The following is a 23,294-nucleotide window of genomic DNA, read 5'->3' on the forward strand; positions in this document are numbered from 1 at the left end:
CGTCGATAGGATTGAGGCCATGACTTCGAACTTGGCTGCGGTCAGCTATGGCGTGAATTTGTCCCCCGAATCCCTTGAGGGTGTCCGCAAGGCGTTGGCCGGCGCCGGCGCCGCGGTGTCGTCAGAATCACACTCCGGCGACGATCGTTACGCAGTCAGCACCGCCGCCCTCGAGTTCTCCACCGGGACCGCTGCCGATCTGGCAGCGCTGCGACGCAGCGTTGCCGATGCCACCGTTCCTGGAGTCGACACCGCCGTCGTCCCTGAAGGCCTGCGCCAGGCTTCGCGAAAACTGCTCATCATGGATGTGGATTCCACGCTCATCCAGCAGGAAGTCATTGAACTGCTCGCGGCCTACGCCGGCAAACGTGAAGAAGTCGCCGCAGTCACCGAGGCGGCGATGCGTGGCGAGCTCGACTTCGCGCAGAGCCTGCACGCCCGGGTCGCCGTCCTCGCGGGCTTGCCGGTCGACGTCGTGCAGTCCGTACGCGAGGAAGTGCGCCTCAGCCTCGGTGCGGCAGAACTCGTGGCTGCATTCAAGGCGGCCGGGCACGTGGTGGCTGTGGTTTCGGGTGGCTTCAACCAGATCCTCGGACCGATCGCCGAGGAGCTTGGTCTGGACTACTGGATCGCCAACGAGCTTGAGATTGTCGACGGCGCGCTGACGGGCAAGGTCCTGGGCGCGGTCATCGACCGTGCGGCCAAGGAAAAGTACCTGCGCGAGTGGGCTGCGGCCGAGGGAATCGAGCTTGAGCACACCGTTGCCGTGGGTGACGGCGCCAACGACCTCGACATGCTCGGGGCAGCCGGGATCGGTGTTGCCTTCAATGCGAAGCCGGCAGTCCGGGCTGTTGCAGACGCCGCAATCAACATGCCGTACCTGGACGCGGTGCGGTTTATCGCTAACGTGTGAGGACCGGCGCGGCGGGCGGTGGCTGATGGCGCCACGATCCCGGCATGCATAAAACTCCGTCACGAACCGCGGTTCTCGCCACTTAACCAGTGTGTCCGGCCGCCATGGTCCGGCGGCTCGTTGGGACGGTTCCTTCGATGAGGCGCCGTACGGGCGTCTATTTGAGAACCCAGGAGCGTCATGAACCACACCCTCACGACTGCAATGCCCCATGCGGCTGCCAGGATCGTGCGGGTTCAGGAACGGTAAGTGGAAAGTTCACAGCGCACCTGGAAATGGTGGAAGAAACGCCTCGCGGGAGATGACCAGGACGGCGGTTCTCCGAACTCCGCTCCAGGCCAGGCCTCGTTCCTCGACGAGATGTTCAACGAAGACCTTGGGGCCGGCACGCCCGTTGGGAAGACCTTGGCCCGCGAACCGGGCCTTCATGGGGCCCCGGTCCTGGAATCCTTCCCGCAACCCTCCAACAAGGAAACAGAACAGGAAGATCGGAACATGAGTTCACTAGACGAAGCCGTAAAGCAATTGTTGTCCATCGAGGGAGCCACGGGTGCTGCCGTGGTCGACTACACCAGCGGAATGGCTTTGGCCCAGGGCGGAAGCCCTGGCTTCGACCTCGGCGTCGCAGCTGCGGGCAACTCCAACGTAGTCAGCGCCAAGCTGCGCACCATGTCCGACCTGAACCTGGAGAGTGACATCGAGGACATCCTCATTACCCTCGATACGCAGTACCACTTGGTCAACGTCCTGAATTCGGCCGGTTCCAAGGGCCTGTTCGTCTACCTGGTGCTGGACCGCACCTACGCGAACCTGGCTTTGGCACGCCACAAGCTCAAGAACCTTGCCAAGGGCATCACCATCTAATGCCATGAATGAAGAAGGGGTGATCCGGAAAACGGACCACCCCTTCTTCATTTCCTCCTGAGTCAATCACTGACCCTGGTGGCGACGGGCTTCCCGCGGCGTGGCCTCGAACTTGTCTCCTAACATGTGGTGGACCAGCACGTCCTCATTGGTGTTCGCGTTGGCCTCTATGGACACCATTTCGCCGTCCCGCATCACACCGATACGGTGGCACCAGCCCACCAGTTCAGACAAGTCCGAGGACAGCAGGATGATGGCCACACCTGTCTGGCTGAGTTCGTGAAGCATCTTGTACACGATTTCCTTGGCACCGATGTCAATGCCCCGGCTGGGATGGCTGAGGATGAGGACGTCACAATCGGTGGTCATCCATTTGGCGAGCTGTACCTTCTGCCGATCGCCGCCGGACAGAGTGGCGATGGTTCCGTGGATATTTGTGGTGTTGATCCGCATGCGTCGGACCAGCTCAATGACACCCCGGAGCTGCATCACCTCGTCCTGGAGGCTCACGTCCTGGTCGTCGGCACCGTGTTGAAGGCCGTCGGCCACCGTGGCACCCGATTCGAAGTTGTCGTCCGTCTCAGACAGGAAGCCAATCTTCAAGCGCTTTGCATCCTGCTGTTCCCTGATCTCCACCTTGGCGCCGTGCATGAAGATCCCGCCCGAAGTGCTCGGGTTGATGCCAACAAGAGCGCCGATCAAGGCGTAGATTCCGGAGCGGTGGGTGCCCACGAGGCCAAAGATCTCGCCCTTGGCCACGTTGAACGTTACGTCGCGGACGGAATCGCCCACCCCCAGTTCCACCACGCGGAGAGCCTCTTCACCTGTTGCCAGCTCCACGGGCCGCGCGTTGGGTTCGAGCTTCTGCTGCAACAGCAGGAACGCGAGCTCGTCGACGTCCGTTTGGCTCGCGTCAACCACGCGATGAACCCGGCCATCACGGAGGATTGCGATGCGGTGCGCGATGGAACGCACTTCATCAAGCCTGTGGGTGATGTAGATGATCGCCCTCCCCTGCTGGTTGAGCATTCGCAGGACTTTATGCAGTACGGCCACGTCGTGGTCCGGCAGCGATGCCGCAACTTCGTCCATGATGACCAGCTGGGCTTCTTCGGCAACCATTCGAAGAACCTCCACCAGGGTTTGCTCGGCGCGGATCAGGGCACCGACTTTCGTGTCCGGATCCAGGTCGACTCCAATGTCGTGGATCAACTTCGATGCCTGGTCCTTTAGTTCCTCGTGCGCTTTTCCTGCTTGGAAGGTCCCCCGGAATATTGCCTTGGCTACGGTCAATTCCGGATCCACGCGAAAGTTTTGCGGAATCAGGCCCACGCCACAGGCTTGGGCTTCCTCGAGCGAGTCAGGAGTGAATTTCTCTCCGGCAAGGTTCATCCGGCCGCCATCGTGTTTGTGGGCTCCGGCCAGCACGCCCATGAGAGTTGTTTTGCCGGCCCCGTTTGTCCCGATCAAACCCAGGATTTCGCCCCGGTGCAAGGAGAAGCTGACGCCTTTGAGGATGCGTCGCTGGTCGTAGGATGCACGGATATCGTCGGCGTGGAGTAGCAGGTCCATTAAAAGCTCCTAGTTGGCGCGCATTCATTGCAGCTCGCCGAAATGACAGCGATAAATGCAGGTCACAGATTGCATAAAGGGGCGCACAACAACGAAAGACGGCGCCGTGCCGAGTCAATCAGATGGCAACCTATAATGCAAAACAACTTTGATGAAACAGTTCTTTGGAAATCATGACGCAAGAATTGAATCTTTTTATGGAATCGTAATTGTTCCAGTCCACCCACTCCGTGGGTCCCTTTTAAAACCAGCAAGGCCCGTCAAAACCAGCAAGGCCCGGGACACCGTCCCGGGCCTTGCTGCAAACTGCGGTCTGCTACTGCTCGCTCTTACCGAAGTAGTCGGCACCGCCGACGTATTCCGTGTGGCCGGATTCGACATCGGCCGTGACCATCTTGGCAACCTCGGCGGCGAACTCCTGCACGGAGTAGAGCTTTCCGGCCTCTGCACGGCGCGCCTCGATGGCGCCCGGGTTTGAACGGTCAAGAAGGGTGGCGGTGACCGTGCCCTCGATCATGTCGCCGGAGACAACCACCAAGGAAATGCCCTTGTTGGCAAGATCGGGCAGCAGTGCTCGAAGCGCATCTTCACCGGCCCGCTTGCTCTTGGCAACTGGTTCGTACTCAGGCATGGTGGGTACGGTCTCAACGAAGTGGGCCTGGTGGCTGGTCACGAACACAACGCGGGAACCCTCAGGCATGAGCGGTACTGCCGCGTTCAGCATGTTGATCTGGGCATCGCGGTTGAGCTTCAACGCATAGCCCTCTTCCATGCCGGACTCCATGCCACCGGAGGCATTGAGCACCAGGACGTCGAGGGAACCGAACTCCTCCATGGCTGTGCTGGCCAGGGCGTGGACGCCTTCATCCGTCGTCAGATCTGCGCCGACGGCAGCGGCGCGGCCCCCTGCGGCCTGGATATCGGCAACAACCTTGTTGGCGCGAGGCGCCTTCTGGCGGTAATTGACTACGACGGCGGCACCCTCGCCCGCGAGGATCTTGGCAACTTCGGCGCCGATGCCGCGGGAAGATCCCGTGACGATGGCGGTCTTGTTATCCAGCGTTCCCATTCGTGCTCCTTTTGTTCACTTCATCCAAAAAATGTGGGCTCGGCTTCCATCATGCCAGTGGTTGCAGCAGACCAGCTTGTGGGGCCCCCACAAAAACTGCCTGATCGACTAGTTCTCAGACGGTCGCTGCCAGCTAGTGGCCCATGCCGAGGCCGCCGTCGACAGGGATCACAGCACCCGAGATGTAGGCTGCCTCGTCGCTGGCCACCCAACGCACCACATTGGCTACCTCGGACGCCTCGGCAAAGCGGCCGGCAGGGACGCTGGCGAGGTAGGACTTCTGGGTTTCTTCGGGGAGCTCCGCCGTCATGTCGGTGTTGATGAATCCAGGTGCCACAACGTTCGCTGTGATCCCGCGGCTCCCAAGTTCCCGGGTCAGGGAACGGGCGATGCCCACCATGCCTGCCTTGGAGGCGGAGTAGTTGATCTGCCCGGGTGCACCGTACAGGCCGGACACGCTGGAGATCAGGATCACGCGACCCTTGCGGAGGCGGATCATGCCCTTGGAAGCCCTCTTGATGACGCGGAATGCGCCGGTGAGGTTCGTGTCGAGGACCGAGGTGAAATCATCTTCGCTCATCCGCAAGAGCAAAGTGTCCTTGGTGATACCGGCATTGGCCACCAACACTTCCACCGGGCCGTGGGCTTCTTCGACAGCTTTGAAAGCTGCATCGATCGAAGCCTCATCGGTGACGTCGGCCTTGACTCCCAGAATGCCTTCAGGGAGTTCTGATTCGCTACGGTAGGTCACTGCGACCTTGTCACCGTTGGCCAGGAAGGACTCCGCAATCGCCAGGCCTATGCCGCGGTTGCCGCCCGTGACCAGGACGCTGCGACCGGTGGATACTGCTTCAGACATTCGTTCGCTCCAGGTTCTGCGGCATGGGTGTGCCGCGGTGAAGAGGGGTTTTACCTGCCTCGATCTTAGCCGCCACGTGCAGCAACGCGCGGGTAACCGGCGTCGTGCGCGGTTTGGGCCAGTACCACGTTGGTGAGAGAATTGGTAGGAGCCTTTGGAGCGTGATGATTCAGCTGTGACACGAGAGAACAGTCCCCTGCAGCAGGTGCCCGGGGATCCGGACCCTGTTTCCAGCGACCCCGAAGTGCACAGCATCACGGACGCCGCCACCGCCCATTCCGAAGACATGCGGCAACGGATGATCAAATACTCCTTGGCCATGGGCATCCGCATGGTCTGCATCATCCTGATCTTTGTGGTGGATGGCTGGTTCAAGATCATCGCGGTGGCAGGCGCAGTCTTCCTTCCCTGGATCGCCGTGGTAATCGCCAACGGCAGCGACATGGCGGAAGCCCACAGCGACGCCCTGCTCGATGACGTGTCAACACCTGAAATCGAGGGCTCGCAGCAACCGGCTGAAGAGGAGCCCGAGGAGCCAGTCACAGTCCTCCAAGGAGAACTGGTGGACGATGAGCCGGACCAGGATGGCACCGGGCACGCAGGCTCCACCGACGCAACACCATCTACGAAGGCCGGCAATTCCGGCGACGAACGGGCGGCTTCATGAATATCTTCACCCTCGGCGGCCTTGGCCAGGGCGACCAGGAAGCGGCACCGGAAAAGGCGCTGTGTTCCCGCAAGGGTTGCCGTGGGGGCGCGGATTGGCAACTCCTGTGGAACAATCCACGCATCCATACGCCGGAGCGCCGAAAGATCTGGTTGTCGTGCGATGACCACCGGGGGTGGCTTGAGGACTATCTGCAAACCCGCGGGCTGTGGAAGGAAACCGTGCCGTTTGAGGCCGATGACGCGTCCGTAGGCGGGGCCAGCTGAATGTACCGCTTCCTGTTCTCCAGCAAGTGGCTGGGCTATTTTGTCCTGGCCGCCATCTTCGCCACGGCCTGCGTGTTCCTGGGACGTTGGCAAATGGACCGGCGCGCGGAAACGCTCGCTGAGATCAACCGCGTGGTCAGCAACTATTCGGCCACCCCAGTGCCGTTCGCAGACGTCAAGGACGAGTTCCGCCAGCTCGATCCGGAGCGCGAATGGACCCAGGTGGAACTGCGCGGCACCTACGATCTTGACGGACAGCGCGTGGTACGCAACCGGCCGCTGAACGGCCAGCCAGGCTACGACGTCGTGGTTCCCTTCCGCTTGACCACCGGTGAGGCTGTGGTCATCGACCGCGGCTGGTTGCCGATCGGTAACAACACCCCGGGAAGGCCCGACGTCGTCCCGGCGCCGCCCGCAGGTGAGGTCACGGTGGTTGCCCGCCTCAAGCCTTCAGAACCGAAGCTGGACCGGGGTGCCGTCGAAGGGCAGCTGGCGTCGATAGACCTGCCGGGCTTCGCGGGCGAATTGCCCTACACGATCGAAACCGGTGCCTACGGGCAATTGGCCAGCGAAACACCGGCCGTACAGCCCATGCCCACGCCGTTCCCGAAGCCCGCAACCGAAGAGGGCACCCATCTTTCCTACTCGCTCCAGTGGTTTGCCTTTGGGGTGTTGATGTTCATCGGTTTCGGCTACGCCGCCAGGCAGCAGGCACGGAACGCGGCGATCGATGCCGAAGATGAGGACGACGACGAATTCATGTCGGCAGCAGGCCCTCGCAAACGTCCCGTGCCCGCGCCGCGCAAGAACAAACGCCGAACGTCCGAAGAAGAGGAAGACGCGATCCTGGATGCCCAAGGCTACTGAGACACTTCCCGAGCCCGTCCGCAACGTCAAGGCGGCGCTGACTGCGCTTGGAGCCGTGGACACGGTCCTCGTCTTCGAAGAGAAAGTCCCAACAGCCGCGGCAGCAGCTTCCGTACTGGGCTGTGAGGTCGCTGCCATTACCAACAGCCTCGTTTTCGAAGTGGACGGCGAACCTCTTCTGATCCTTGCGAGCGGCGCCGCGAAAGTGGACACCACACTGGTCGCCCGCCAACTGGAGACGGGCAAGATCCGCCGCGCCACCCCGGAGTTCGTCCTTGAACACACTGGACAGGAAGTGGGCGGAGTGGCCCCCGTCGGCCACCCCCGGCCCATAAGGACCGTCCTGGACACCTCGCTCAAAGAACACGGCGTCCTGTGGGCGGGAGCCGGCAACCACAATTCCATGTTCTCGATCGGCTACGAGGAATTGGCACGCATCACGAACGCGGCCGAACTTCAAGTACGCCAGCAGCCGCGAGCGGAGCGACGCGGTTGATTTACAGAGCGTGCGTCTAAGCGAGGAACGAACGAGCACGCGGTAAATCAAGCGCGTCGCGCAGCGGAACCTGCCGTGGGAACTACACCTAGGCCAGCGTGATGAGGTCCAGGTAGTCCTCATTCCAGTGGTCCTCCACGCCATCGGGCAGCAACACGACGCGTTCCGGGTTCAGGGCTGCCACGGCGCCTTCATCGTGGCTGACCATCACCACGGCACCGGAGTAGTTCTTCAAGGCACCAAGGATTTCCGCGCGGCTGGCGGGGTCCAGGTTGTTGGTGGGTTCGTCCAGGAGCAGCACATTGGCGCTGGAGGCAACGATGGTGGCCAGTGCCAGGCGCGTCTTCTCACCACCGGAGAGCACACCGGCAGGCTTGTCGACGTCATCACCGGAGAACAGGAAAGATCCAAGGATTCCACGGACTTCGGCATCCTTCATGTCCGGTGCCGAAGAGCGCATGTTTTCCAGTACGGTCCGGTCGTGGTCCAGGGTTTCGTGCTCCTGGGCGTAGTAGCCCACCTTCAGTCCGTGTCCGGGGATGATGTCGCCCGTATCCGGAGCGTCCACTCCCGCGAGCATCCGAAGCAGCGTGGTCTTGCCGGCACCGTTCAGGCCAAGAATGACCACCTTGGAGCCGCGGTCGATCGCGAGGTCCACGTCGGTGAAGATTTCCAACGAGCCGTAGGACTTGCTGAGGCCTTCGGCGGTCAAAGGGGTCTTGCCGCAGGGTGAGGGGTCAGGGAAACGCAATGCTGCCACGCGGTCCTGCTCGCGCACGGCTTCCAGGCCGCTGAGGAGCCGCTCGGCCCGCTTGGCCATGTTCTGCGCTGCCACGGCCTTGGTTGCCTTGGCGCGCATCTTGTTGGCCTGGTCCAAAAGCACCTGTGCCTTCTTTTCGGCATTGGCGCGTTCACGGCGGCGTGCCCGCTCGTCAGTCTCGCGCTGCTGCAGGTAACGCTTCCAACCCATGTTGTAGTAATCGATCTGGGCGCGGTTGGCGTCGAGGTGGTAGACCTTGTTGACCGTGGCTTCGAGCAGCTCAACATCGTGGCTGATCACAATGAGCCCGCCCTGATGGTTCTTCAGGAAGTCGCGCAACCAGGTGATGGAGTCGGCGTCGAGGTGGTTTGTCGGTTCGTCCAAGAGAAGTGTCTCGGCCGAGGAATACAGGATCCGGGCAAGCTCCACGCGTCGACGCTGCCCACCGGAGAGCGTCTTGAGCGGCTGGTTGAGGATGCGCTCAGGCAAGGCGAGGTTGGACGAAATAGCGGCAGCCTCAGCCTCTGCGGCATATCCGCCGCCGGCGAGGAACTCCGCTTCGAGTCGGTCGTAGCGGTTCATGGCCTTGCGCTGGACGGCGGCGTCCTCGCTCGACATCTCCGCCTGAGCCTTCTTCAGCTTGCCAAGCACAACGTCCAGGCCGCGGGCGGAGAGAATCCGGTCGCGGGCCAACTGCTCCATGTCCGGCGTCCGTGGATCCTGCGGCAGGTAACCGATCTCACCGCTGCGCGTCACTTTGCCGCCGGCCGGAAGCCCTTCGCCGGCGAGCACGCGGGTAAGCGTCGTCTTTCCGGCGCCGTTACGGCCGACGAGCCCGATCTTGTCCCCTTTGTCCACCCTGAAGTTGACCTGGTCCATCAGCAGGCGTGCGCCGGCGCGGAGTTCGAGTTCCTGGACGGTAATCAATTCGGGTGATGCCTTTCAACGGAGAACGCCTGCGGCACCGGCGGGCCGGTGGCGGCGGGGACGGCCGTGCGAACAGCCTGTTCAAGTCTACCGGCAGCCCGGGACGGGCCGGACATCGCACGAAACTGTGCCGTCCCCCAAGAATGGGCCAGCCCATTTGTGGAGAGGCTCCAAAATCGCTCCCATCAAGGCTACGTATCCTCGAATGGTGGGCCCCAACCCACCGTCTCCGCATCCCCTAAGGACCCCCCGATGACTCAAACCAACTCCGCCACTACGGCACGCACTGCTGCGCGCAAGCGGTGGACAGCCACAGACCTCGGCCTCATCGCTGTCTTTGCAGCACTGGTGGCAGCATCCTCGATCATCCCGGGCATCCCGGTGGGCGCCCTGGGCGTGCCCATCACGCTGGTGACCCTGACCGTCATGCTCAGCGGATTGGTTCTTGGCCCCGGGCGCGGTTTTGCCGCCGTCGGGCTTTACGTACTTCTTGGGCTGGCCGGACTGCCGATCTTCAGCGGTGGCCGCAGCGGCCTGGGCATCCTGGCGACTCCTTCTGCCGGCTACATCATTGCTTTCCCCCTTGCCGCTGCCGCAACCGGCTATTTTGCAGCGTTGATCATCCGGAAAACCGTTCGCTTCCGTTCCCTGCTGCTGTTCGCAGCCACCATGGCCAGCAGCATCGTGATCATCCACGGATTGGGTGTCCTCGGCATGATGGTCAACGGCAAGCTTGAATTCACCAAGGCGTTCATCGCCGACCTGCCGTACTACCCGGGCGATATCCTCAAGAATGTCCTCGCAGTCCTTATCGCGGTGGCCCTCCACAAGGCATTCCCGGACGTTTTGGTGCGCCGGGTCAAACAGGCAGGCTAATGAACTCCATCAACTTCAGCAGGGTCTCGGTCCGCGTCGCCGTCGACGGCAGCGACGCCGCCAAGGTCCTGCTGCAGGATGTTTCCTTGGAACTGGCGGAGCGGCGCATTGGCGTCATCGGCGCCAATGGTTCCGGCAAGTCCACCCTCCTGCGTTTGGTCAACGGCCTGGTTGAGCCCAGTGAAGGCTCCGTTGTGGTCCACGGCGATGACACTGTGGGAGCGGTGCGGAAGGTTCGCGCCAACGTCGGCTTCGTCTTCACTGATCCGCTGTCCCAGCTGGTGATGCCCACGGGCCGTGAGGACGTGGAGCTCTCCCTGCGCAGGACCATCAAGAACGGCCGGGAACGCAGCGCCCGGGCCGAGGCAGTCCTCGACCGGTTCGGCATTGTGCACCTGGCCGACCAAAGTATCTACGAGCTCTCCGGCGGCGAACGCCAGTTGCTGGCCCTCGCTGCCGTGCTGGCCGTCAATCCCCGCGTTTTGGTCCTGGACGAACCGTCAACCCTGCTGGATCTCCGCAACCGGGAGCTGCTGCGGCGTACCATCGCCGGCCTCGACCAGCAGGTCATCATGTCCACCCACGATCTGGAACTCGCTGAGGACATGGACCGCGTGCTCGTGGTGGACGCGGGACGGATAGTGTTCGACGGCGGCGCGTCCGAAGCCATCGCCCAGTACCGAGCGCTGTGCGCGGCCAGCGTGAACAACGCCACCGTGAACACCGCCAACATGGATGGGCGCCAGCCGTGAGGGGGCACGGCTTCCTGATTGCCAACTACGTGCGCGGGCACTCCTTAGTGCACCGCACTCCCCTGTGGCTCAAGTTCCTGCTGGTGGCTGCCTGCGGGACGGCGTCGTTCCTCATTGTCGACTGGGTTGTCTCGCTGCTGGTGTTCCTGGTGATGTGCGGGATCTTCCTGCTCAGCGGCGCCGGAGTGCGCCGCCTGCTTCGCACTCTCTGGATGGTGACGCCCATCCTGGCGGCCATCGGCCTGTTCCAGTGGTGGCAACTTGGCGGACCCACTGCGGCCCGGATTGTCCTTAACGTCCTCGTGTGTGTTGTCGCAGCGTCGGTGTTGACTGCCACCACACCCGTCCAGGAGCTTTTGGATGGTGTGGTCTCGCTCGCCAAGCCGTTCCAGCGCTGGGGTGCGGACCCGGAGCGTTTCGCCCTGACCATAGCCGTGATGCTTCGGAGCATTCCCTTCATCGCCGGGGCCTTCTCCGACGTTCGGGATGCGGCACGGGCCAGGGGCCTCGAACGTAATCCCCGCGCCCTGGTCCTGCCGGTCTTCATCACCACGGTCGCGTATGCACGCCAAACGGGAGACGCCCTGGCTGCCCGTGGACTCGGCGAACCCGAGGATGATGACTCGCCTCGTTAGAGACGCGCGTACCGCAGCAGCGCCGCAGTGCCCATCCCGCCGGCAATGCTGATCATCGCCAGGCCCAAGGAGTGGAGGCCTTCGGTGAGGTACCGGTCCCGCGCCTGGGCCATTAACCGCGTCACCAGGACAGCTCCGGAAGCGCCGTAGCCATGGCCAAGTGCCAACGCCCCGCCGTCCAGGTTGGCCCGGGCCGGGTCGACGCCAAGATGATCCAGGCAGGCCAGCGTTTGGGCGGCGAACGCCTCATTGAACTCCACAAGGTCAACATCTTCGGCGGCAACACCGTACTGTCCCAGGAGCCGCTGCGCCGCGTGGGCCGCACCGATGCCCAGGAATTCCGGATCCACGCCCGCGGTATCGCATCCGAGCACCAGCAAACCGTCCACCGCGCCCAGCTCGCGGGCGCGCTTGAGCGACGTGATGACGACGGCGGAGGCTGCGTCCGCGTCAAAACAGGAGTTCGCCGCGGTGACGGTACCACCGGGAACGAATGCCGCCGGGAACCGCCCCATCAAGGCGGGCCGCAGCGACGTTTTGGGACCGTCGTCGGTATCCACCACCGATCCGTTCCAGTCCAACGGCACTATTTCGGCCTCGAAACGGCCAGCGGCGGCGGAAGCGAGGGCGCGGTGGTGGCTGCGGAGGGCGTACTCGTCCTGCCGCTCCCTGGTGATTCCGCATTCCCTTGCCACATTCTCGGCGGCCACGCCCATGGCCGGATCGCCAAAACCGGGTGGCACAAAGGCGGCCCGGGAGTAGAAGTCCAGTCCGCCGTCGTCGTGCCTCGTGGCCCGGGCAGGAGCGGTACTGATGCTTTCTACGCCGCCGGCCACATAGAGGGGATCGCCTCCCGCGGCCACCAATCTGGCTGCCAAGGCAATGGCATCCAGGCCCGAACCGCACTGCCGGTCGACGGTGAGGCCCGGGACCGTCACCGGGAGGCCCGCCTGGAGTGCGGCGAAGCGGGCAACGTTCCCGCCACCGCCCACCGCATTGCCCACGATGACGTCGTCAACGCCGTCAGGGTTCACGCCCGTGGACCGGAGGAGGGATCCGATCACGGGGGCCAACAAGTCCGCGGCACGAAGGTGCTTGAGCTGCCCGTTGGCGCGGCAGATTGGTGACCGGAGCGCCGCGATGATCACGGGCTGGCGCTCCTCCGTCCCGACGTCCCATGGCGTGCCGGCCTCAACCAAGGGGTTGCACCCTGGAATCGTGGTTCTTGATCCAGTCCAGGAGGACTGAGCGGCTCACTTTGCCGCGATCCGTGATGGGGAGCTCGGAAAGGGTGTAGTACTGCAACGGCCATTTGTCCCTGGCCAGCAGTCCATCCAGTCCGGTGCGCAGTTGGGTTGCGGTGACAGCACCGTAAGCGGGCACGACGGCGGCAATCACCTTTTGTCCTCGTATGTCGTCCGGCGCCCCCGCGGCCACTGCGGTTTCGATGCCGGGAACGGAGGCGAGGGCCAGCTCGACCTCGTGTGGATAGACGTTCTTGCCGGCGGTGATGATCATGTCGGAGCGGCGACCCAGGATGTGCAGGGTCCCGTGGTCGAGGTAGCCCTGGTCCCCCACGGTGTACCAGCCATTCAGGGAGCGCAGGGCTTGGCCGTCATCACCCCAAAGGTAGCCGTTGCTGACCATTCCGCTGCGGATGCTGATGTTCCCATGTTCCCCGTCCGCCAAGGGATGTCCGGCGTCATCGAGGATCTTCAATTCCACGCCGGGGAAGGGCTGCCCGATTCCAGTGCCGCCAACGTCCAAGGGCTCTCCGGCGGCGAGCCGGGTGCCGGAAACGAAGCTCAACTCCGACGCGCCGTAGTACTCGAAAATGGCGGCGTTGGGAGCCCAGCGCCGTGCTGCCTCCAAGGTCCGGCCATCGAGCTTTGAACCGGCACAGATGATGCTGCGGATCCCGGATGCGTCCACGTCGCCCACGAGGCCACGTTCGCTGAGCAGGCGGAGCATGGTGGGCGTCAGGACCAGCCGGGTGATGTGGTCGTGGCTGATCGCCGCGTGCGCGTCGCCGACGTCGAACGACTCCAGCGTCAGGAATGCCGCCCCCGCATACAGGCATTCGGACAAGGCGTACAGGTTGAGGCTGGAGGAAAGCGGACCTGCTGCCAGGGTGCGGTCGTCCTGCGTCAACCCGAAGAACTCGATGGAGGCTTCGAAGGAGACCTGCCAGGAACGCCTCGAGCGCGTGAAAGCTTTGGGGACGGAGGTGGTCCCGGACGTGAGGCCAATGAGGAAGGTGGAGGAAGGCCCGCCATCCGTAAGGTCTCCGCCGCCCGCTGACTCGGAGCCGGAGATCCGCTTGGTCACTTCGTCGATCATTGCCGAAGGCCAGTGGGGATCCAGGACCGCGCAACGTCGTTCCCCGGCCACGGCAGCGACGTAGCGGGAAACGAAGGCAGCCGAGTTGGGCTCGGCGAGGACCGTGGTAGCGGATGCATGGCTGAGAAGGCCGGTTGCCGCGTCGCGAAGTTCCGACCAGGAGAGCCGGTTCCGGCCCACAACGACGGCGGTGTCGTGTGGACGTTCGTCGGCCCAGAGCTGAAGTTTGTCCAGGAAAGGCATCCCCGCAATTTTACGGCAGTGTTCGCACGCGGGCATCAATGGTGACGTCTATTCTGGCTGTATGAGTTTCAATGACGGTGCGCAACTTGACCCATCCCAAGTAGAAGACCGGCGCGGTAGCGGATTGGGCCGTGGAACCAAGATCGGTGGCGGGATCGGCGGTGGCATCGTCGCACTGCTTCTCGTGCTGCTCGGCGTGAATCCCAACATCCTCGGAGACCTCACCGGGGGCGGCAGCCAGCCACCCGCTGTCGGGGGCGGCAGCGCCAGTGGCGGCGTCCAGGAATGCCAAACAGGGGCCGACGCCGACAAGCGCCTCGACTGCCGCATCACGGGAACGGTCAACAGTTTGAATGCGTTTTGGCCCGCGTACCTGGCTGATTACAACGTGAAGTACTCACGTCCGGGAACGGTCATTTTCGACCAAGCAACCAACACCGGCTGCGGACAGGCCACTACGGCTGTTGGCCCCTTCTACTGCCCGGCCGACGTCAAGGCCTACTTCGATCCCGGGTTCTTTGACGAACTCGTTACGCGCTTTGGTTCCTCAGGTGGACCCTTGGCACAGGAGTACGTGGTGGCCCACGAATTCGGCCACCACATCCAGAACATCCTGGGCAACCTTGACCGCGCGCAGCAGGATCCCCAGGGACCGGAGTCGGGCGGTGTGAGGGTGGAGTTGCAGGCGGACTGCTATGCGGGCCTGTGGGTGCGCTACGCCTCTTCCCAAGCCGACCCGGCCACGGGCAAGCCGTTCCTGGACCCCATCACCCAGCAAGACCTGCAGGACGCCCTGTCTGCAGCATCGGCAGTTGGCGACGACCGGATCCAGAAGGCTGCCACCGGCCGCGTCTCCCCCGAATCGTGGACCCACGGATCCAGCGCTCAGCGGCAGAAGTGGTTCTCGCAGGGATACTCCACCGGAGACATCAACAAGTGCGACACCTTCAGTGTGGCTGCCCCCTGATGAACGCTTAACGAAAAATGGTTCCGGACACAAGGTCCGGAACCATTTATCTTTGCCCCGTTTTGCGCGGGGCCAAGCGTGATCAGATGTTAAAGCCGAGGGCCCTCATCTGGTCCTTGCCGTCGTCGGTGATCCGTTCCGGACCCCATGGCGGCATCCATACCCAGTTCAGGCGCCAGTCATCGACGATGCCGTCCAAAGACTTGCCAACCTGCTCTTCCAACACGTCCGTCAGGGGGCAAGCCGCCGTGGTGAGTGTCATGTCGATCAGGAGGGCACCGTCGTCGTCCGAGTACTTCAGCCCGTAGAGCAGGCCCAGGTCGACGACGTTGACCCCAAGCTCGGGGTCGATGACGTCCTTGAGCGCTTCCTCGACATCCTCGAGGCTGGTGCGCGCAGCGTTGATTTCGGTCATAAGGTGATCCTAACTAGGCCTGCGCGGCAGGAGCAACAGCGACGCCGGCACCACTGGCGTAACGGTCGTAGCCTTCTTCTTCAAGGCGGTCCGCGAGCTCGGGGCCGCCCTCTTCGACAACCTTGCCGTCAACGAAAACGTGGACGAAGTCAGGCTTGATGTAGCGCAGGATGCGGGTGTAGTGAGTGATGAGCAGCGTGCCCATGTTGCCCTGTGCGTGTGCACGGTTGACGCCTTCGGAAACGACCTTCAGTGCGTCGACGTCGAGGCCCGAGTCGGTCTCGTCCAGGACAGCAAACTTCGGCTTGAAAAGCTCGAGCTGGAGGATCTCCACCCGCTTCTTTTCGCCACCGGAGAAGCCCTCGTTGACATTGCGCTGGGCAAAGTCGGCATCGATGCGCAGCTGCTGCATGGCTGCCTTGACGTCCTTGGTCCACGTGCGGAGGGCGGGTGCCTCACCGTCGATGGCCGTCTTGGCGGTGCGCAGGAAGTTGGTCATGGTGACACCCGGAACCTCTACCGGGTACTGCATGGCCAGGAAGACGCCAGCACGGGCGCGCTCGTCGACGCTCATTTCCAGGACGTCTTCGCCGTCCAGGGTGATGCTGCCGCTGGTCACCGTGTAGCGCGGGTGGCCGGCAATGGTGGAAGCAAGGGTGGACTTGCCCGAGCCGTTGGGACCCATGATGGCGTGCGTTTCGCCGGTCTTGATGGTCAGGCTGACGCCCTTCAGGATCTCCTTGGTGCCCTGCTCCGTCTCGATGCTGACGTGCAGGTCCTTGATCTCAAGAGTAGACATGCTCTTCTTTCTTTCCGTTCGTAAAGTCTGGCGGTACTGGGCGCTCAGTAGTTGTTTACCGGGGCGCCGTTCACAACATTGGTCACGTCCACGTAGACGTCGTCGCCATCGATGGTGACGGCGAAAACAGGGACGGGGTCATAGGCAGGCAACTGCAGGGGTTGGCCGCTGCGCAGGTCGAACTGGGAACCGTGTCCCCAGCATTCGATCGCGCAACCTTCGATTTCTCCCTCGGACAACGAGATGTCAGCGTGCGAGCACGTGTCTCCGACGGCGTGGATTTCGCCCATCGAGTCCTTCACGATGGCTACGGGGTAGTCATCGATCAGGACGCGCAACGCCTGCTTGACCTTGATGTCGTTGGCGTTGCACACGAGTTCGCCCTTGATGTGATCACTCATGGTTGTCCTGTTGGCCTGTCCTGGTTGTTGGTAGACGTTAGTTGTCGGTTGCGGCGAGCTCGCGCTCAACGGCTTCGGTCAGTCGGTCCTCGATGGCCGGAACCTTGATCTTCTGGATGATCTCGTTGAGGAAGCCACGGACCACGAGCCTGCGGGCAACGTCTTCCGGAATACCGCGTGCCATCAGGTAGAACAGGTGCTCGTCATCGAAACGGCCCGTGGCGCTGGCGTGGCCCGCACCTTCGATAAGGCCAGTCTCGATTTCCAGGTTCGGCACGGAGTCGGCGCGGCAGCCGTCGGTCAGCACCAGGTTCTGGTTCTTCTCGTAGCTGTCAGTGCCTTCGGCGTTCTTCTGGATAAGGACATCGCCAACCCACACGGTGTGTGCGCCCTTGCCCTGCAGCGCGCCCTTGTAAAGCACGTTGGAGACGCAGTTGGGCTGGCCGTGGTCAACGTAGGTGCGGTGCTCAAGGTGCTGGCCGGCGTCGGCGAAGTACAACCCGAAGAGTTCCACCTCGCCGCCGGGGGCAGCAAAACGGGCGGTCGGCGTCACGCGGACCAGGTCGCCACCGAGGCTGACCACGATGTGCTTGAACTTGGCGTCGCGGCCGATCTTTGCCTGCTGTGAGGAAGCGTGGACGGAATCGTCGTTCCACTCCTGCAGCGAGACGACCGTGAGCTCTGCGCCGTCCTCAAGGATGATCTCCACGTTCTCGGACACAACAGCGGTGCCTTCGTGACCGAGGACCAGGACGGCCTTGGAGAACTTCTCCGCCACAACAACCACGTGCTGCGCCGAGGCATCCGTGCCGGCACCCGTGAGGGATACAGTGATTTCCGACTCGAGGGACGTCTCCGAGGGAACCGTGATGACGGTGGCTTCCTTGAAGTTCGCCCAGGCGTTCGCGGAGACGCGGTCCTCGGGAATACCCGCCTGGCCGATGCGCTGGTCTTCGCGGCCTACAGTCTCAACCGTTACGCCGGCAGGGGCGTTGACCGAAACAGACGGAGCAGCACCGGTCAGGGCTTCGCTGTGCAGGCCCCGAAGGCGGCGCAGCGGGGTGAAGCGCCAGTCCTCTTCCAAGCCCGTCAGTGCCTTGAAATCCTCAACGTCGTATGAGGTCAGGCGACCGGCGCGCGAGCTGTCGGGGACGCCGACGCCGCCGCCGTGCGAGTGGCCTTTGGCCGAAGCGCCGGCGAGAGGTCCAGCGGAAGGCTGCTCCGTCGTCGAACCTGCATTGATCGGCGAAAGGTTCTCGCCTTCCTCGGTGAAGCCGTCGATAAAGGGCTGTGCTGAGGGCGCGCCGATGCGTGCCTTTTCAGTAGTGATATCAGTCATTGTTAACCGACGGATCCTTCCATCTGAAGTTCAATCAAGCGGTTGAGCTCGAGGGCGTATTCCATGGGCAGCTCGCGGGCGATCGGCTCGATGAAGCCGCGCACGATCATGGCCATGGCCTCGTCCTCCGGCATGCCGCGGGACATCAGATAGAAGAGCTGCTCTTCGCTGACGCGGGAAACGGTAGCCTCGTGGCCCAGTACGACGTCATCCTCGCGGATGTCGATGTACGGGTACGTATCCGAGCGGGAAATGGTGTCGACCAGGAGAGCGTCACAGCGGACCGTGTTGGCCGAGTGCTTGGCACCTTCACGGACCTGGACCAAGCCGCGGTAAGCAGCGCGTCCGCCTCCGCGCGCCACTGACTTGGAAATGATGGAGCTCTTGGTGTTCGGTGCGATGTGCACCATCTTGGATCCGGTGTCCTGGTGCTGGCCCTCGCCGGCGAAGGCGATGGACAACGTCTCACCCTTGGCGTGCTCGCCCACGAGGTAGACGGCCGGGTACTTCATGGTCACCTTGGAACCGATGTTGCCATCGACCCATTCCATGGTGGCGCCCTCTTCGCAGATAGCGCGCTTGGTGACCAGGTTGTACACGTTGTTGGACCAGTTCTGGATGGTGGTGTAGCGGACGCGGGCGCCCTTCTTCACGATGATTTCCACAACTGCCGAGTGCAGGGAGTCCGAGGTGTAGATCGGAGCCGTGCAGCCTTCGATGTAGTGCACGTACGAGTCTTCGTCGGCGATGATCAGCGTGCGCTCGAACTGGCCCATGTTTTCCGTGTTGATACGGAAGTAGGCCTGCAGGGGAATGTCCACGTGGACACCCTTGGGCACGTAGACGAACGAACCGCCGGACCATACGGCCGTGTTCAGGGAAGCGAACTTGTTGTCGCCCACGGGAATGACCGTGCCGAAGTACTCCTGGAAGATCTCAGGGTGTTCCTTCAACGCGGTGTCCGTGTCCAGGAAGATCACGCCCTGGGCTTCGAGGTCCTCGCGGATCTGGTGGTAGACCACTTCGGACTCGTACTGGGCAGCAACGCCCGAAACGAGGCGGCTGCGCTCAGCTTCCGGAATACCCAGCTTTTCGTAGGTGTTCCGGATGTCCTCGGGCAGGTCTTCCCACGTGGCAGCCTGCTTCTCCGTGGAGCGCACGAAGTACTTGATGTTGTCGAAGTCGATACCCGAGAGGTCTGCACCCCACGTGGGCATGGGCTTGCGGTCGAAGTACTTCAGACCCTTAAGGCGGAGATCGAGCATCCATTCGGGCTCGCTCTTCTTGTCGGAGATGTCACGGACAACCTCCTCGTCGAGGCCACGACGGGCGTTGGCGCCAACGTCGTTCTTGTCGGCCCAGCCGTACTCGTAGTTGCCGATGCCATGCAGCTCGGGATTCTTTTCCAGAATCTCCGAGATCACAGTGCCGTCAGCTACCGCCTTCTCTGCTGTTCCTTCAGCTAATTGACCCGTCATCACGGCCTTTCTTGCTGGTTGTTTGATTCCTTGGACAGGTTCCCGGCGTGCGCTTCAGTGCCTGGGAGCACCGTGGCCGCCGGTCGCCCGGTAGGTATGTGGGTGGTGCAGACGTGGCCGCCTTGCGCCAGGGTGGAGAGTCGCCGCACATCGACGCCCACCAGCCGGGAGAACACTGCGGTCTCGGCATCACAGAACACAGGGAACTCGGCCGCGAGTTGCTGGATGGGGCAGTGGCCCTGGCAGAGCTGCACGCTGGAGAATTCCGCAGGCAGTGGGGCCTTGGCCTCGATGGAGTGGGCGGAGGCGACGTAACCATCACGGCTCAACGCCTTTGACAGGGCTGCGGCCCGCGCCGTGATATCCTCACCGGCGGCTGAGACTTCAGGTGCGTAGCGCTGTTCCAATTCGGAGAAGCGTTCCTCCGCGTAAGCGCGGATGGCGTCTTCCCCTGCGATGTCCTGGAGGCGCCGCAAGGCGGAAGTTGCAATATTCAGATAGTCGTCGCCGAGCTTGGACTGCCCCTGGGAGCTAAGTACGTACCTCCGGGCGGGGCGACCGGCTCCGGCCCCTGCTTTCGCTACCCGTTTGACTTCGATGACGCCGTTTCGTTCAAGGTGGTCCAAGTGCCGGCGTACGGCAGCTGGCGTGAATCCAAGCAGATCGCCGAGTTCTGCCGCGCTCACTGGACCGTTTTCCAAGACTGCACCCAAGACGCGGTCACGAGTCCTGTCTTCAGCATCCGGCAGCGCCGGCACAGCCGCAAGGGGCTCGGCCGCTGCAGCATGCCGCTTTGAGGGCATGGAAACTGGAGTGCTCATGGAATACACAACACAATCATGTCGTAATTTCATTCCGGCCTCCAGTAAGGCAAGACTGACCTTGCCTTAGCAGCCGCATATGACCGTACTACTTCGCGTAGAATACTTTGGTGCGATCCACCGACTCCCCTGTCCTCACCATAGACGGACTCATCAAGGATGTGGGCCCCCTGGCCTCCCTTGATGGCAAAATGCTCAGGGTTGTGAGTGGCCTTTCCCTGGTGGCGGAGCGCGGACAAATCACCGCGCTCCTGGGTGCCAACGGTGCCGGCAAGACCACCACCCTCGAGTGTGCCCAGGGTCTCCAGAAGCGGACCGGGGGAACCATCTCGCTCCTCGGCGAAGATCCCGATACCGCAGGCGCGGAGCTGCGTTCACGCGTCGGCGTGATGCTCCAGGACGGCGGGCTGCCGCCGTCGGCCCGTCCCCTTCCCTTGCTGCGCCATGTGGCGGGCATGTACCGGAACCCCATGGACCTTGAGGTGCTGGTGGAGCGGTTGGGCATCAACCAGTTCAGCCGGACCAGCGTACGCCGCCTGTCCGGCGGGCAGAAGCAGCGCCTGGCTTTGGCTGCGGCGCTGGTTGGCAACCCCGAAATCCTCTTCCTGGACGAGCCAAGCGCCGGGCTTGATCCGCAGTCGCGGCAGATCGTCTTCGACCTCATCGCCGAACTGCGCGACGCCGGGATGGGCATCGTGCTCACAACCCACCTGATGGACGACGCCGAGCGGCTGGCTGATTACGTCTACATCATCGACGGCGGCCACAACGTCGCCGAAGGAACCGTCGCCGAGCTCCTGGCCCACGACCATTCGGCGGACATCGCCGACAGGACGCTGTTCTTTGACGGACCCGCCGGGCTGGATTTCGGCGCAGTTCTCCGGGCAGGACTCCAGGTCACGGAGACGCGCGCCGGAAGCTATTCGGTCAGCGGAGCCCTGACCCCGGCGGACCTGGCGGCACTCACAGCCTGGTGGGCCGAGCGCAACATCATGCCGGCCTCGCTTCGTCTCGAGGCCCGCAGCCTCGAGGATGTATTCCTGGACATCTCCGGAAGGGACCTCCGATGAGCAAGCTCCTGGCGCCCAACGCAGGTCCGGCCTCCCTGTCCCGCCGAATCCTTCAACAGGGCAAGTACGAGACCGTCACCATGCTGCGAAACGGGGAACAACTCATCCTCGCCATTGTGTTGCCGCTCATGGCACTCATCGGCTTGGCTGTAACTCCCCTGCTGGACGGCCTTGGTGGCTCCCGCGTGGACATCGCCACACCGGGCATCCTGGCCCTGTGCGCCATGTCCACTGCCTTCACGGGGCAAGGCATCGCCACCGGATTCGATCGCCGTTACGGCGTGCTGCGCTTCCTGTCCACCACTCCGCTGGGACGCGGTGGCCTGATCGCCGGGAAGATCCTTGCCGTCCTGGTGGTGCTTTCCCTGCAGGTGGTGGTGGTCGCCGTGGTGGCCGGCTTCCTGGGGTGGCATCCCCACGCCGGGGGTTGGCTGCCTGGTCTTCTGCTGCTGGTCCTGGGGGCAGCGTCATTCACGGCCCTGGGGCTCCTGGTGGCGGGAACGGTTCGTCCGGAAGCCACCTTGGCCATTACAAACCTCTTGTGGATCCTCCTCGGTGCCCTTGGGGGCATTGTGGTTCCGGCTGAACGCCTGCCCGCCTTGGCGCAGAACATTGTGCACTTCCTGCCTTCCGGAGCACTGGGCCAGGCACTTCGCGACGCATTCCTCCAAGGCGTGGTGGCTTGGCCCGCCGTCCTGGTCCTCCTGCTGTGGACGCTCGTAGCAGGCGCCGCCGCCATCCGCTGGTTCAAGTGGAACTGACCACCCAACAAGAACTGAGAAACGAGAAACCTGTGAGCACGGCATCGCGCCTCCCCAAGACCGTCCAGCGGCTGACAGCCAAGCTGCCGACAGAGGTCAACCGGACCGTACGGCGACTCGCCGTCCTGTCGCTGATCGGCCAAACGGTGCTCGTCGTCACCGGAGGCGCCGTCCGCCTCACCGCCTCCGGCCTGGGCTGCCCCACGTGGCCGCGTTGCACCAGTAATTCGCTGGTCAACACCCCCGAGATGGGTATCCATGGCTTCATTGAGTTCGGCAACCGCCTCCTGACCTTTGCCTTGGCCGCTGTGGCTGCGCTCATGCTGGTGTACTTGTGGAATCTCCGGAAGGAACGCAGGGACCTTTTCCTCCTGGCCTTGGGCCTCCTGGCCAGCATTCCGGCGCAGGCGGTGATTGGCGGCATCACCGTCCTTTCCGGCCTGAACCCCTGGGTGGTTGGCTTGCACTTCCTCGTCTCCATGGCCCTGGTGGTCTTTGCGACACTGCTGGTCAACCGGGCTTTCGGGCGCACGGGCCGGTTCATGAACCGCGCCTTGGTTGCGCTGCCTGCTGCGTTTCGCCCTGCCATGATGGCCGTAGCAGTCTTCTCCGCGATCGCCGTCATGCTCGGCGTGGTGGTAACGGGCGCCGGTCCGCACGCGGGCGATGCAGACGCGCCCAGGAACGACCTCGATTGGGACCTCTTCTCCCATATTCACGCCGTGCCCGCCTACCTGATTACAGCGGGGTCACTCCTTGCCGTCTATCTGGTGTTGCGGCATAAGATCAACGGACCGTTCCGCACTGCTGCCTACCTGATGCTTGGCGTCACGGTTCTTCAGGCGATCATCGGCTTCACCCAGTACTACAACGGAATTCCGGCGCTCTTGGTCGGTGCCCACATGCTCGGCGCAGCATTGCTGATGAGCGCGTCCACGAATGCAGCGGACCTTGCGAAGGCCAGCCCTGTGAAGTAGGGGCTTCGCGACGGCTTCCAGCCGTGGCGATCAAGAACCAAAGCCCGACGTCGGCACTCCCTTGAGTGTCGACGTCGGGCTTCTTGTTTGGGTGAGAGAGCGTCCGCCTGAAGGGCGTGTTTCGTGAGAGAGCGTCCGGGGTGGGGACGGACGACGCCGG

General features: G+C 63.1%; 25 protein-coding genes. 13 read left to right on the forward strand and 12 right to left on the reverse strand.

Annotation, left to right across the window (positions count from 1 at the left end; translation table 11 throughout):
• Positions 1–19: 19 nt before the first annotated feature.
• A complete protein-coding gene (serB, locus tag ACFVSJ_RS18535; RefSeq protein ID WP_387438416.1) occupies positions 20–913 on the forward strand; it encodes a phosphoserine phosphatase SerB in 894 nt (297 codons plus the stop codon).
• Between the two features lie 249 nt (positions 914–1,162).
• Entirely contained in the window at positions 1,163–1,777 is a 615-nt protein-coding gene (locus ACFVSJ_RS18540; RefSeq protein ID WP_387438417.1) for a hypothetical protein, read from the forward strand.
• A gap of 66 nt (positions 1,778–1,843) precedes the next feature.
• Here ACFVSJ_RS18540 and ACFVSJ_RS18545 read toward each other — a convergent pair whose 3' ends face one another.
• The 3 genes from ACFVSJ_RS18545 to ACFVSJ_RS18555 form a co-directional block, all read right to left on the reverse strand.
• On the reverse strand, positions 1,844–3,349 hold the full coding sequence (locus ACFVSJ_RS18545; RefSeq protein ID WP_387438419.1) for an ATP-binding cassette domain-containing protein: 1,506 nt from the start codon (positions 3,347–3,349) through the stop codon (positions 1,844–1,846).
• Between the two features lie 316 nt (positions 3,350–3,665).
• Positions 3,666–4,418: an SDR family oxidoreductase gene (locus ACFVSJ_RS18550; RefSeq protein WP_387438420.1), complete on the reverse strand. Its 753-nt coding sequence runs from the start codon at positions 4,416–4,418 to the stop codon at positions 3,666–3,668.
• Between the two features lie 133 nt (positions 4,419–4,551).
• Positions 4,552–5,277, reverse strand: a complete 726-nt coding sequence (locus ACFVSJ_RS18555; RefSeq protein ID WP_387438421.1) for a beta-ketoacyl-ACP reductase — start codon at positions 5,275–5,277, stop codon at positions 4,552–4,554.
• Positions 5,278–5,431: 154 nt separating this feature from the next.
• On the opposite strand from ACFVSJ_RS18555, the gene ACFVSJ_RS18560 reads away from it, so the two are divergent.
• Genes ACFVSJ_RS18560 through ACFVSJ_RS18575 form a run of 4 tightly spaced genes read left to right on the forward strand, consistent with a single transcriptional unit; the run spans position 5,432 to position 7,573 of the window.
• Positions 5,432–5,944 (forward strand): DUF3099 domain-containing protein, encoded by a 513-nt coding sequence (locus ACFVSJ_RS18560; protein ID WP_387438423.1) that lies wholly within the window; start codon positions 5,432–5,434, stop codon positions 5,942–5,944.
• Entirely contained in the window at positions 5,941–6,210 is a 270-nt protein-coding gene (locus ACFVSJ_RS18565; RefSeq protein WP_387438424.1) for a hypothetical protein, read from the forward strand. Before ACFVSJ_RS18560 ends, ACFVSJ_RS18565 begins: the two co-directional genes overlap by 4 nt.
• Complete coding sequence (locus ACFVSJ_RS18570) at positions 6,211–7,077, forward strand: SURF1 family protein (protein WP_387438425.1); 867 nt, start codon at positions 6,211–6,213, stop codon at positions 7,075–7,077.
• The gene (locus tag ACFVSJ_RS18575; protein ID WP_387438427.1) at positions 7,061–7,573 is read left to right on the forward strand and encodes a YbaK/EbsC family protein; all 513 of its coding nucleotides are present in this window, start codon (positions 7,061–7,063) and stop codon (positions 7,571–7,573) included. The genes ACFVSJ_RS18570 and ACFVSJ_RS18575 overlap by 17 nt, the downstream gene beginning before the upstream one ends.
• An 88-nt stretch (positions 7,574–7,661) precedes the next feature.
• Here ACFVSJ_RS18575 and ACFVSJ_RS18580 read toward each other — a convergent pair whose 3' ends face one another.
• A complete protein-coding gene (locus tag ACFVSJ_RS18580; protein WP_387438428.1) occupies positions 7,662–9,260 on the reverse strand; it encodes an ABC-F family ATP-binding cassette domain-containing protein in 1,599 nt (532 codons plus the stop codon).
• A gap of 252 nt (positions 9,261–9,512) precedes the next feature.
• Between ACFVSJ_RS18580 and ACFVSJ_RS18585 the strand changes: the two genes are divergently transcribed.
• From ACFVSJ_RS18585 to ACFVSJ_RS18595, 3 genes are read left to right on the forward strand one after another with little or no spacing between them, the layout of a single operon-like run.
• The gene (locus tag ACFVSJ_RS18585) at positions 9,513–10,136 is read left to right on the forward strand and encodes a biotin transporter BioY (protein WP_387438429.1); all 624 of its coding nucleotides are present in this window, start codon (positions 9,513–9,515) and stop codon (positions 10,134–10,136) included.
• Positions 10,136–10,888 carry an energy-coupling factor ABC transporter ATP-binding protein gene (locus tag ACFVSJ_RS18590; RefSeq protein ID WP_387438431.1) on the forward strand — a complete coding sequence of 251 codons (753 nt, stop codon included), beginning with the start codon at positions 10,136–10,138 and terminating at the stop codon, positions 10,886–10,888. The genes ACFVSJ_RS18585 and ACFVSJ_RS18590 overlap by 1 nt, the downstream gene beginning before the upstream one ends.
• On the forward strand, positions 10,885–11,523 hold the full coding sequence (locus tag ACFVSJ_RS18595) for an energy-coupling factor transporter transmembrane component T family protein (protein WP_387438432.1): 639 nt from the start codon (positions 10,885–10,887) through the stop codon (positions 11,521–11,523). Before ACFVSJ_RS18590 ends, ACFVSJ_RS18595 begins: the two co-directional genes overlap by 4 nt.
• Here the strand turns inward: ACFVSJ_RS18595 and ACFVSJ_RS18600 are convergent.
• Complete coding sequence (locus ACFVSJ_RS18600) at positions 11,520–12,722, reverse strand: thiolase family protein (RefSeq protein WP_387438434.1); 1,203 nt, start codon at positions 12,720–12,722, stop codon at positions 11,520–11,522. The two genes, ACFVSJ_RS18595 and ACFVSJ_RS18600, sit on opposite strands and share 4 nt — an antisense overlap.
• The gene (locus ACFVSJ_RS18605) at positions 12,715–14,106 is read right to left on the reverse strand and encodes a class I adenylate-forming enzyme family protein (RefSeq protein ID WP_387438435.1); all 1,392 of its coding nucleotides are present in this window, start codon (positions 14,104–14,106) and stop codon (positions 12,715–12,717) included. Before ACFVSJ_RS18605 ends, ACFVSJ_RS18600 begins: the two co-directional genes overlap by 8 nt.
• Before the next feature lie 61 nt (positions 14,107–14,167).
• Here ACFVSJ_RS18605 and ACFVSJ_RS18610 point away from each other — a divergent pair, with 61 nt between their 5' ends.
• Complete coding sequence (locus tag ACFVSJ_RS18610; protein ID WP_387438436.1) at positions 14,168–15,073, forward strand: neutral zinc metallopeptidase; 906 nt, start codon at positions 14,168–14,170, stop codon at positions 15,071–15,073.
• An 82-nt stretch (positions 15,074–15,155) separates the two neighbouring features.
• On the opposite strand, the gene ACFVSJ_RS18615 is transcribed toward ACFVSJ_RS18610, so the two are convergent.
• The 6 genes from ACFVSJ_RS18615 to ACFVSJ_RS18640 are packed head-to-tail and all read right to left on the reverse strand — an operon-like array spanning position 15,156 to position 20,326.
• Positions 15,156–15,488, reverse strand: coding sequence for a metal-sulfur cluster assembly factor (locus tag ACFVSJ_RS18615; RefSeq protein WP_144658786.1), 333 nt, complete (start codon positions 15,486–15,488; stop codon positions 15,156–15,158).
• A gap of 13 nt (positions 15,489–15,501) precedes the next feature.
• Positions 15,502–16,287 carry a Fe-S cluster assembly ATPase SufC gene (gene sufC / locus ACFVSJ_RS18620; protein WP_387438438.1) on the reverse strand — a complete coding sequence of 262 codons (786 nt, stop codon included), beginning with the start codon at positions 16,285–16,287 and terminating at the stop codon, positions 15,502–15,504.
• Positions 16,288–16,331: 44 nt separating this feature from the next.
• Positions 16,332–16,688, reverse strand: coding sequence for a non-heme iron oxygenase ferredoxin subunit (locus tag ACFVSJ_RS18625; RefSeq protein WP_387438439.1), 357 nt, complete (start codon positions 16,686–16,688; stop codon positions 16,332–16,334).
• Between the two features lie 37 nt (positions 16,689–16,725).
• A complete protein-coding gene (sufD, locus tag ACFVSJ_RS18630; protein WP_387438441.1) occupies positions 16,726–18,027 on the reverse strand; it encodes a Fe-S cluster assembly protein SufD in 1,302 nt (433 codons plus the stop codon).
• A gap of 2 nt (positions 18,028–18,029) precedes the next feature.
• Positions 18,030–19,505, reverse strand: a complete 1,476-nt coding sequence (sufB, locus tag ACFVSJ_RS18635) for a Fe-S cluster assembly protein SufB (protein ID WP_144658782.1) — start codon at positions 19,503–19,505, stop codon at positions 18,030–18,032.
• Positions 19,505–20,326: a helix-turn-helix transcriptional regulator gene (locus ACFVSJ_RS18640; RefSeq protein ID WP_387438443.1), complete on the reverse strand. Its 822-nt coding sequence runs from the start codon at positions 20,324–20,326 to the stop codon at positions 19,505–19,507. Before ACFVSJ_RS18640 ends, sufB begins: the two co-directional genes overlap by 1 nt.
• A gap of 110 nt (positions 20,327–20,436) precedes the next feature.
• On the opposite strand from ACFVSJ_RS18640, the gene ACFVSJ_RS18645 reads away from it, so the two are divergent.
• The 3 genes from ACFVSJ_RS18645 to ACFVSJ_RS18655 are packed head-to-tail and all read left to right on the forward strand — an operon-like array spanning position 20,437 to position 23,134.
• The gene (locus ACFVSJ_RS18645) at positions 20,437–21,396 is read left to right on the forward strand and encodes an ABC transporter ATP-binding protein (protein ID WP_387438444.1); all 960 of its coding nucleotides are present in this window, start codon (positions 20,437–20,439) and stop codon (positions 21,394–21,396) included.
• Positions 21,393–22,157, forward strand: coding sequence for an ABC transporter permease (locus ACFVSJ_RS18650; RefSeq protein WP_387438445.1), 765 nt, complete (start codon positions 21,393–21,395; stop codon positions 22,155–22,157). Before ACFVSJ_RS18645 ends, ACFVSJ_RS18650 begins: the two co-directional genes overlap by 4 nt.
• 32 nt (positions 22,158–22,189) lie before the next feature.
• A complete protein-coding gene (locus tag ACFVSJ_RS18655; protein ID WP_387438447.1) occupies positions 22,190–23,134 on the forward strand; it encodes a heme A synthase in 945 nt (314 codons plus the stop codon).
• Positions 23,135–23,294 lie beyond the last annotated feature (160 nt).

This window comes from Paenarthrobacter sp. NPDC058040, from assembly GCF_042885775.1.
Lineage (GTDB): Bacteria > Actinomycetota > Actinomycetes > Actinomycetales > Micrococcaceae > Arthrobacter.

Coding starts and splice junctions, on each gene's coding strand:
- serB (WP_387438416.1), top strand. CDS start 20: ATGACTTCGAACTTGGCTGCGGTCAGCTATGGCGTGAATTTGTCCCCC.
- ACFVSJ_RS18545 (WP_387438419.1), bottom strand. CDS start 3,349: ATGGACCTGCTACTCCACGCCGACGATATCCGTGCATCCTACGACCAG.
- ACFVSJ_RS18550 (WP_387438420.1), bottom strand. CDS start 4,418: ATGGGAACGCTGGATAACAAGACCGCCATCGTCACGGGATCTTCCCGC.
- ACFVSJ_RS18555 (WP_387438421.1), bottom strand. CDS start 5,277: ATGTCTGAAGCAGTATCCACCGGTCGCAGCGTCCTGGTCACGGGCGGC.
- ACFVSJ_RS18565 (WP_387438424.1), top strand. CDS start 5,941: ATGAATATCTTCACCCTCGGCGGCCTTGGCCAGGGCGACCAGGAAGCG.
- ACFVSJ_RS18570 (WP_387438425.1), top strand. CDS start 6,211: ATGTACCGCTTCCTGTTCTCCAGCAAGTGGCTGGGCTATTTTGTCCTG.
- ACFVSJ_RS18575 (WP_387438427.1), top strand. CDS start 7,061: ATGCCCAAGGCTACTGAGACACTTCCCGAGCCCGTCCGCAACGTCAAG.
- ACFVSJ_RS18585 (WP_387438429.1), top strand. CDS start 9,513: ATGACTCAAACCAACTCCGCCACTACGGCACGCACTGCTGCGCGCAAG.
- ACFVSJ_RS18590 (WP_387438431.1), top strand. CDS start 10,136: ATGAACTCCATCAACTTCAGCAGGGTCTCGGTCCGCGTCGCCGTCGAC.
- ACFVSJ_RS18605 (WP_387438435.1), bottom strand. CDS start 14,106: ATGCCTTTCCTGGACAAACTTCAGCTCTGGGCCGACGAACGTCCACAC.
- ACFVSJ_RS18610 (WP_387438436.1), top strand. CDS start 14,168: ATGAGTTTCAATGACGGTGCGCAACTTGACCCATCCCAAGTAGAAGAC.
- ACFVSJ_RS18615 (WP_144658786.1), bottom strand. CDS start 15,488: ATGACCGAAATCAACGCTGCGCGCACCAGCCTCGAGGATGTCGAGGAA.
- sufC (WP_387438438.1), bottom strand. CDS start 16,287: ATGTCTACTCTTGAGATCAAGGACCTGCACGTCAGCATCGAGACGGAG.
- ACFVSJ_RS18625 (WP_387438439.1), bottom strand. CDS start 16,688: ATGAGTGATCACATCAAGGGCGAACTCGTGTGCAACGCCAACGACATC.
- sufD (WP_387438441.1), bottom strand. CDS start 18,027: ATGACTGATATCACTACTGAAAAGGCACGCATCGGCGCGCCCTCAGCA.
- sufB (WP_144658782.1), bottom strand. CDS start 19,505: ATGACGGGTCAATTAGCTGAAGGAACAGCAGAGAAGGCGGTAGCTGAC.
- ACFVSJ_RS18640 (WP_387438443.1), bottom strand. CDS start 20,326: ATGAGCACTCCAGTTTCCATGCCCTCAAAGCGGCATGCTGCAGCGGCC.
- ACFVSJ_RS18650 (WP_387438445.1), top strand. CDS start 21,393: ATGAGCAAGCTCCTGGCGCCCAACGCAGGTCCGGCCTCCCTGTCCCGC.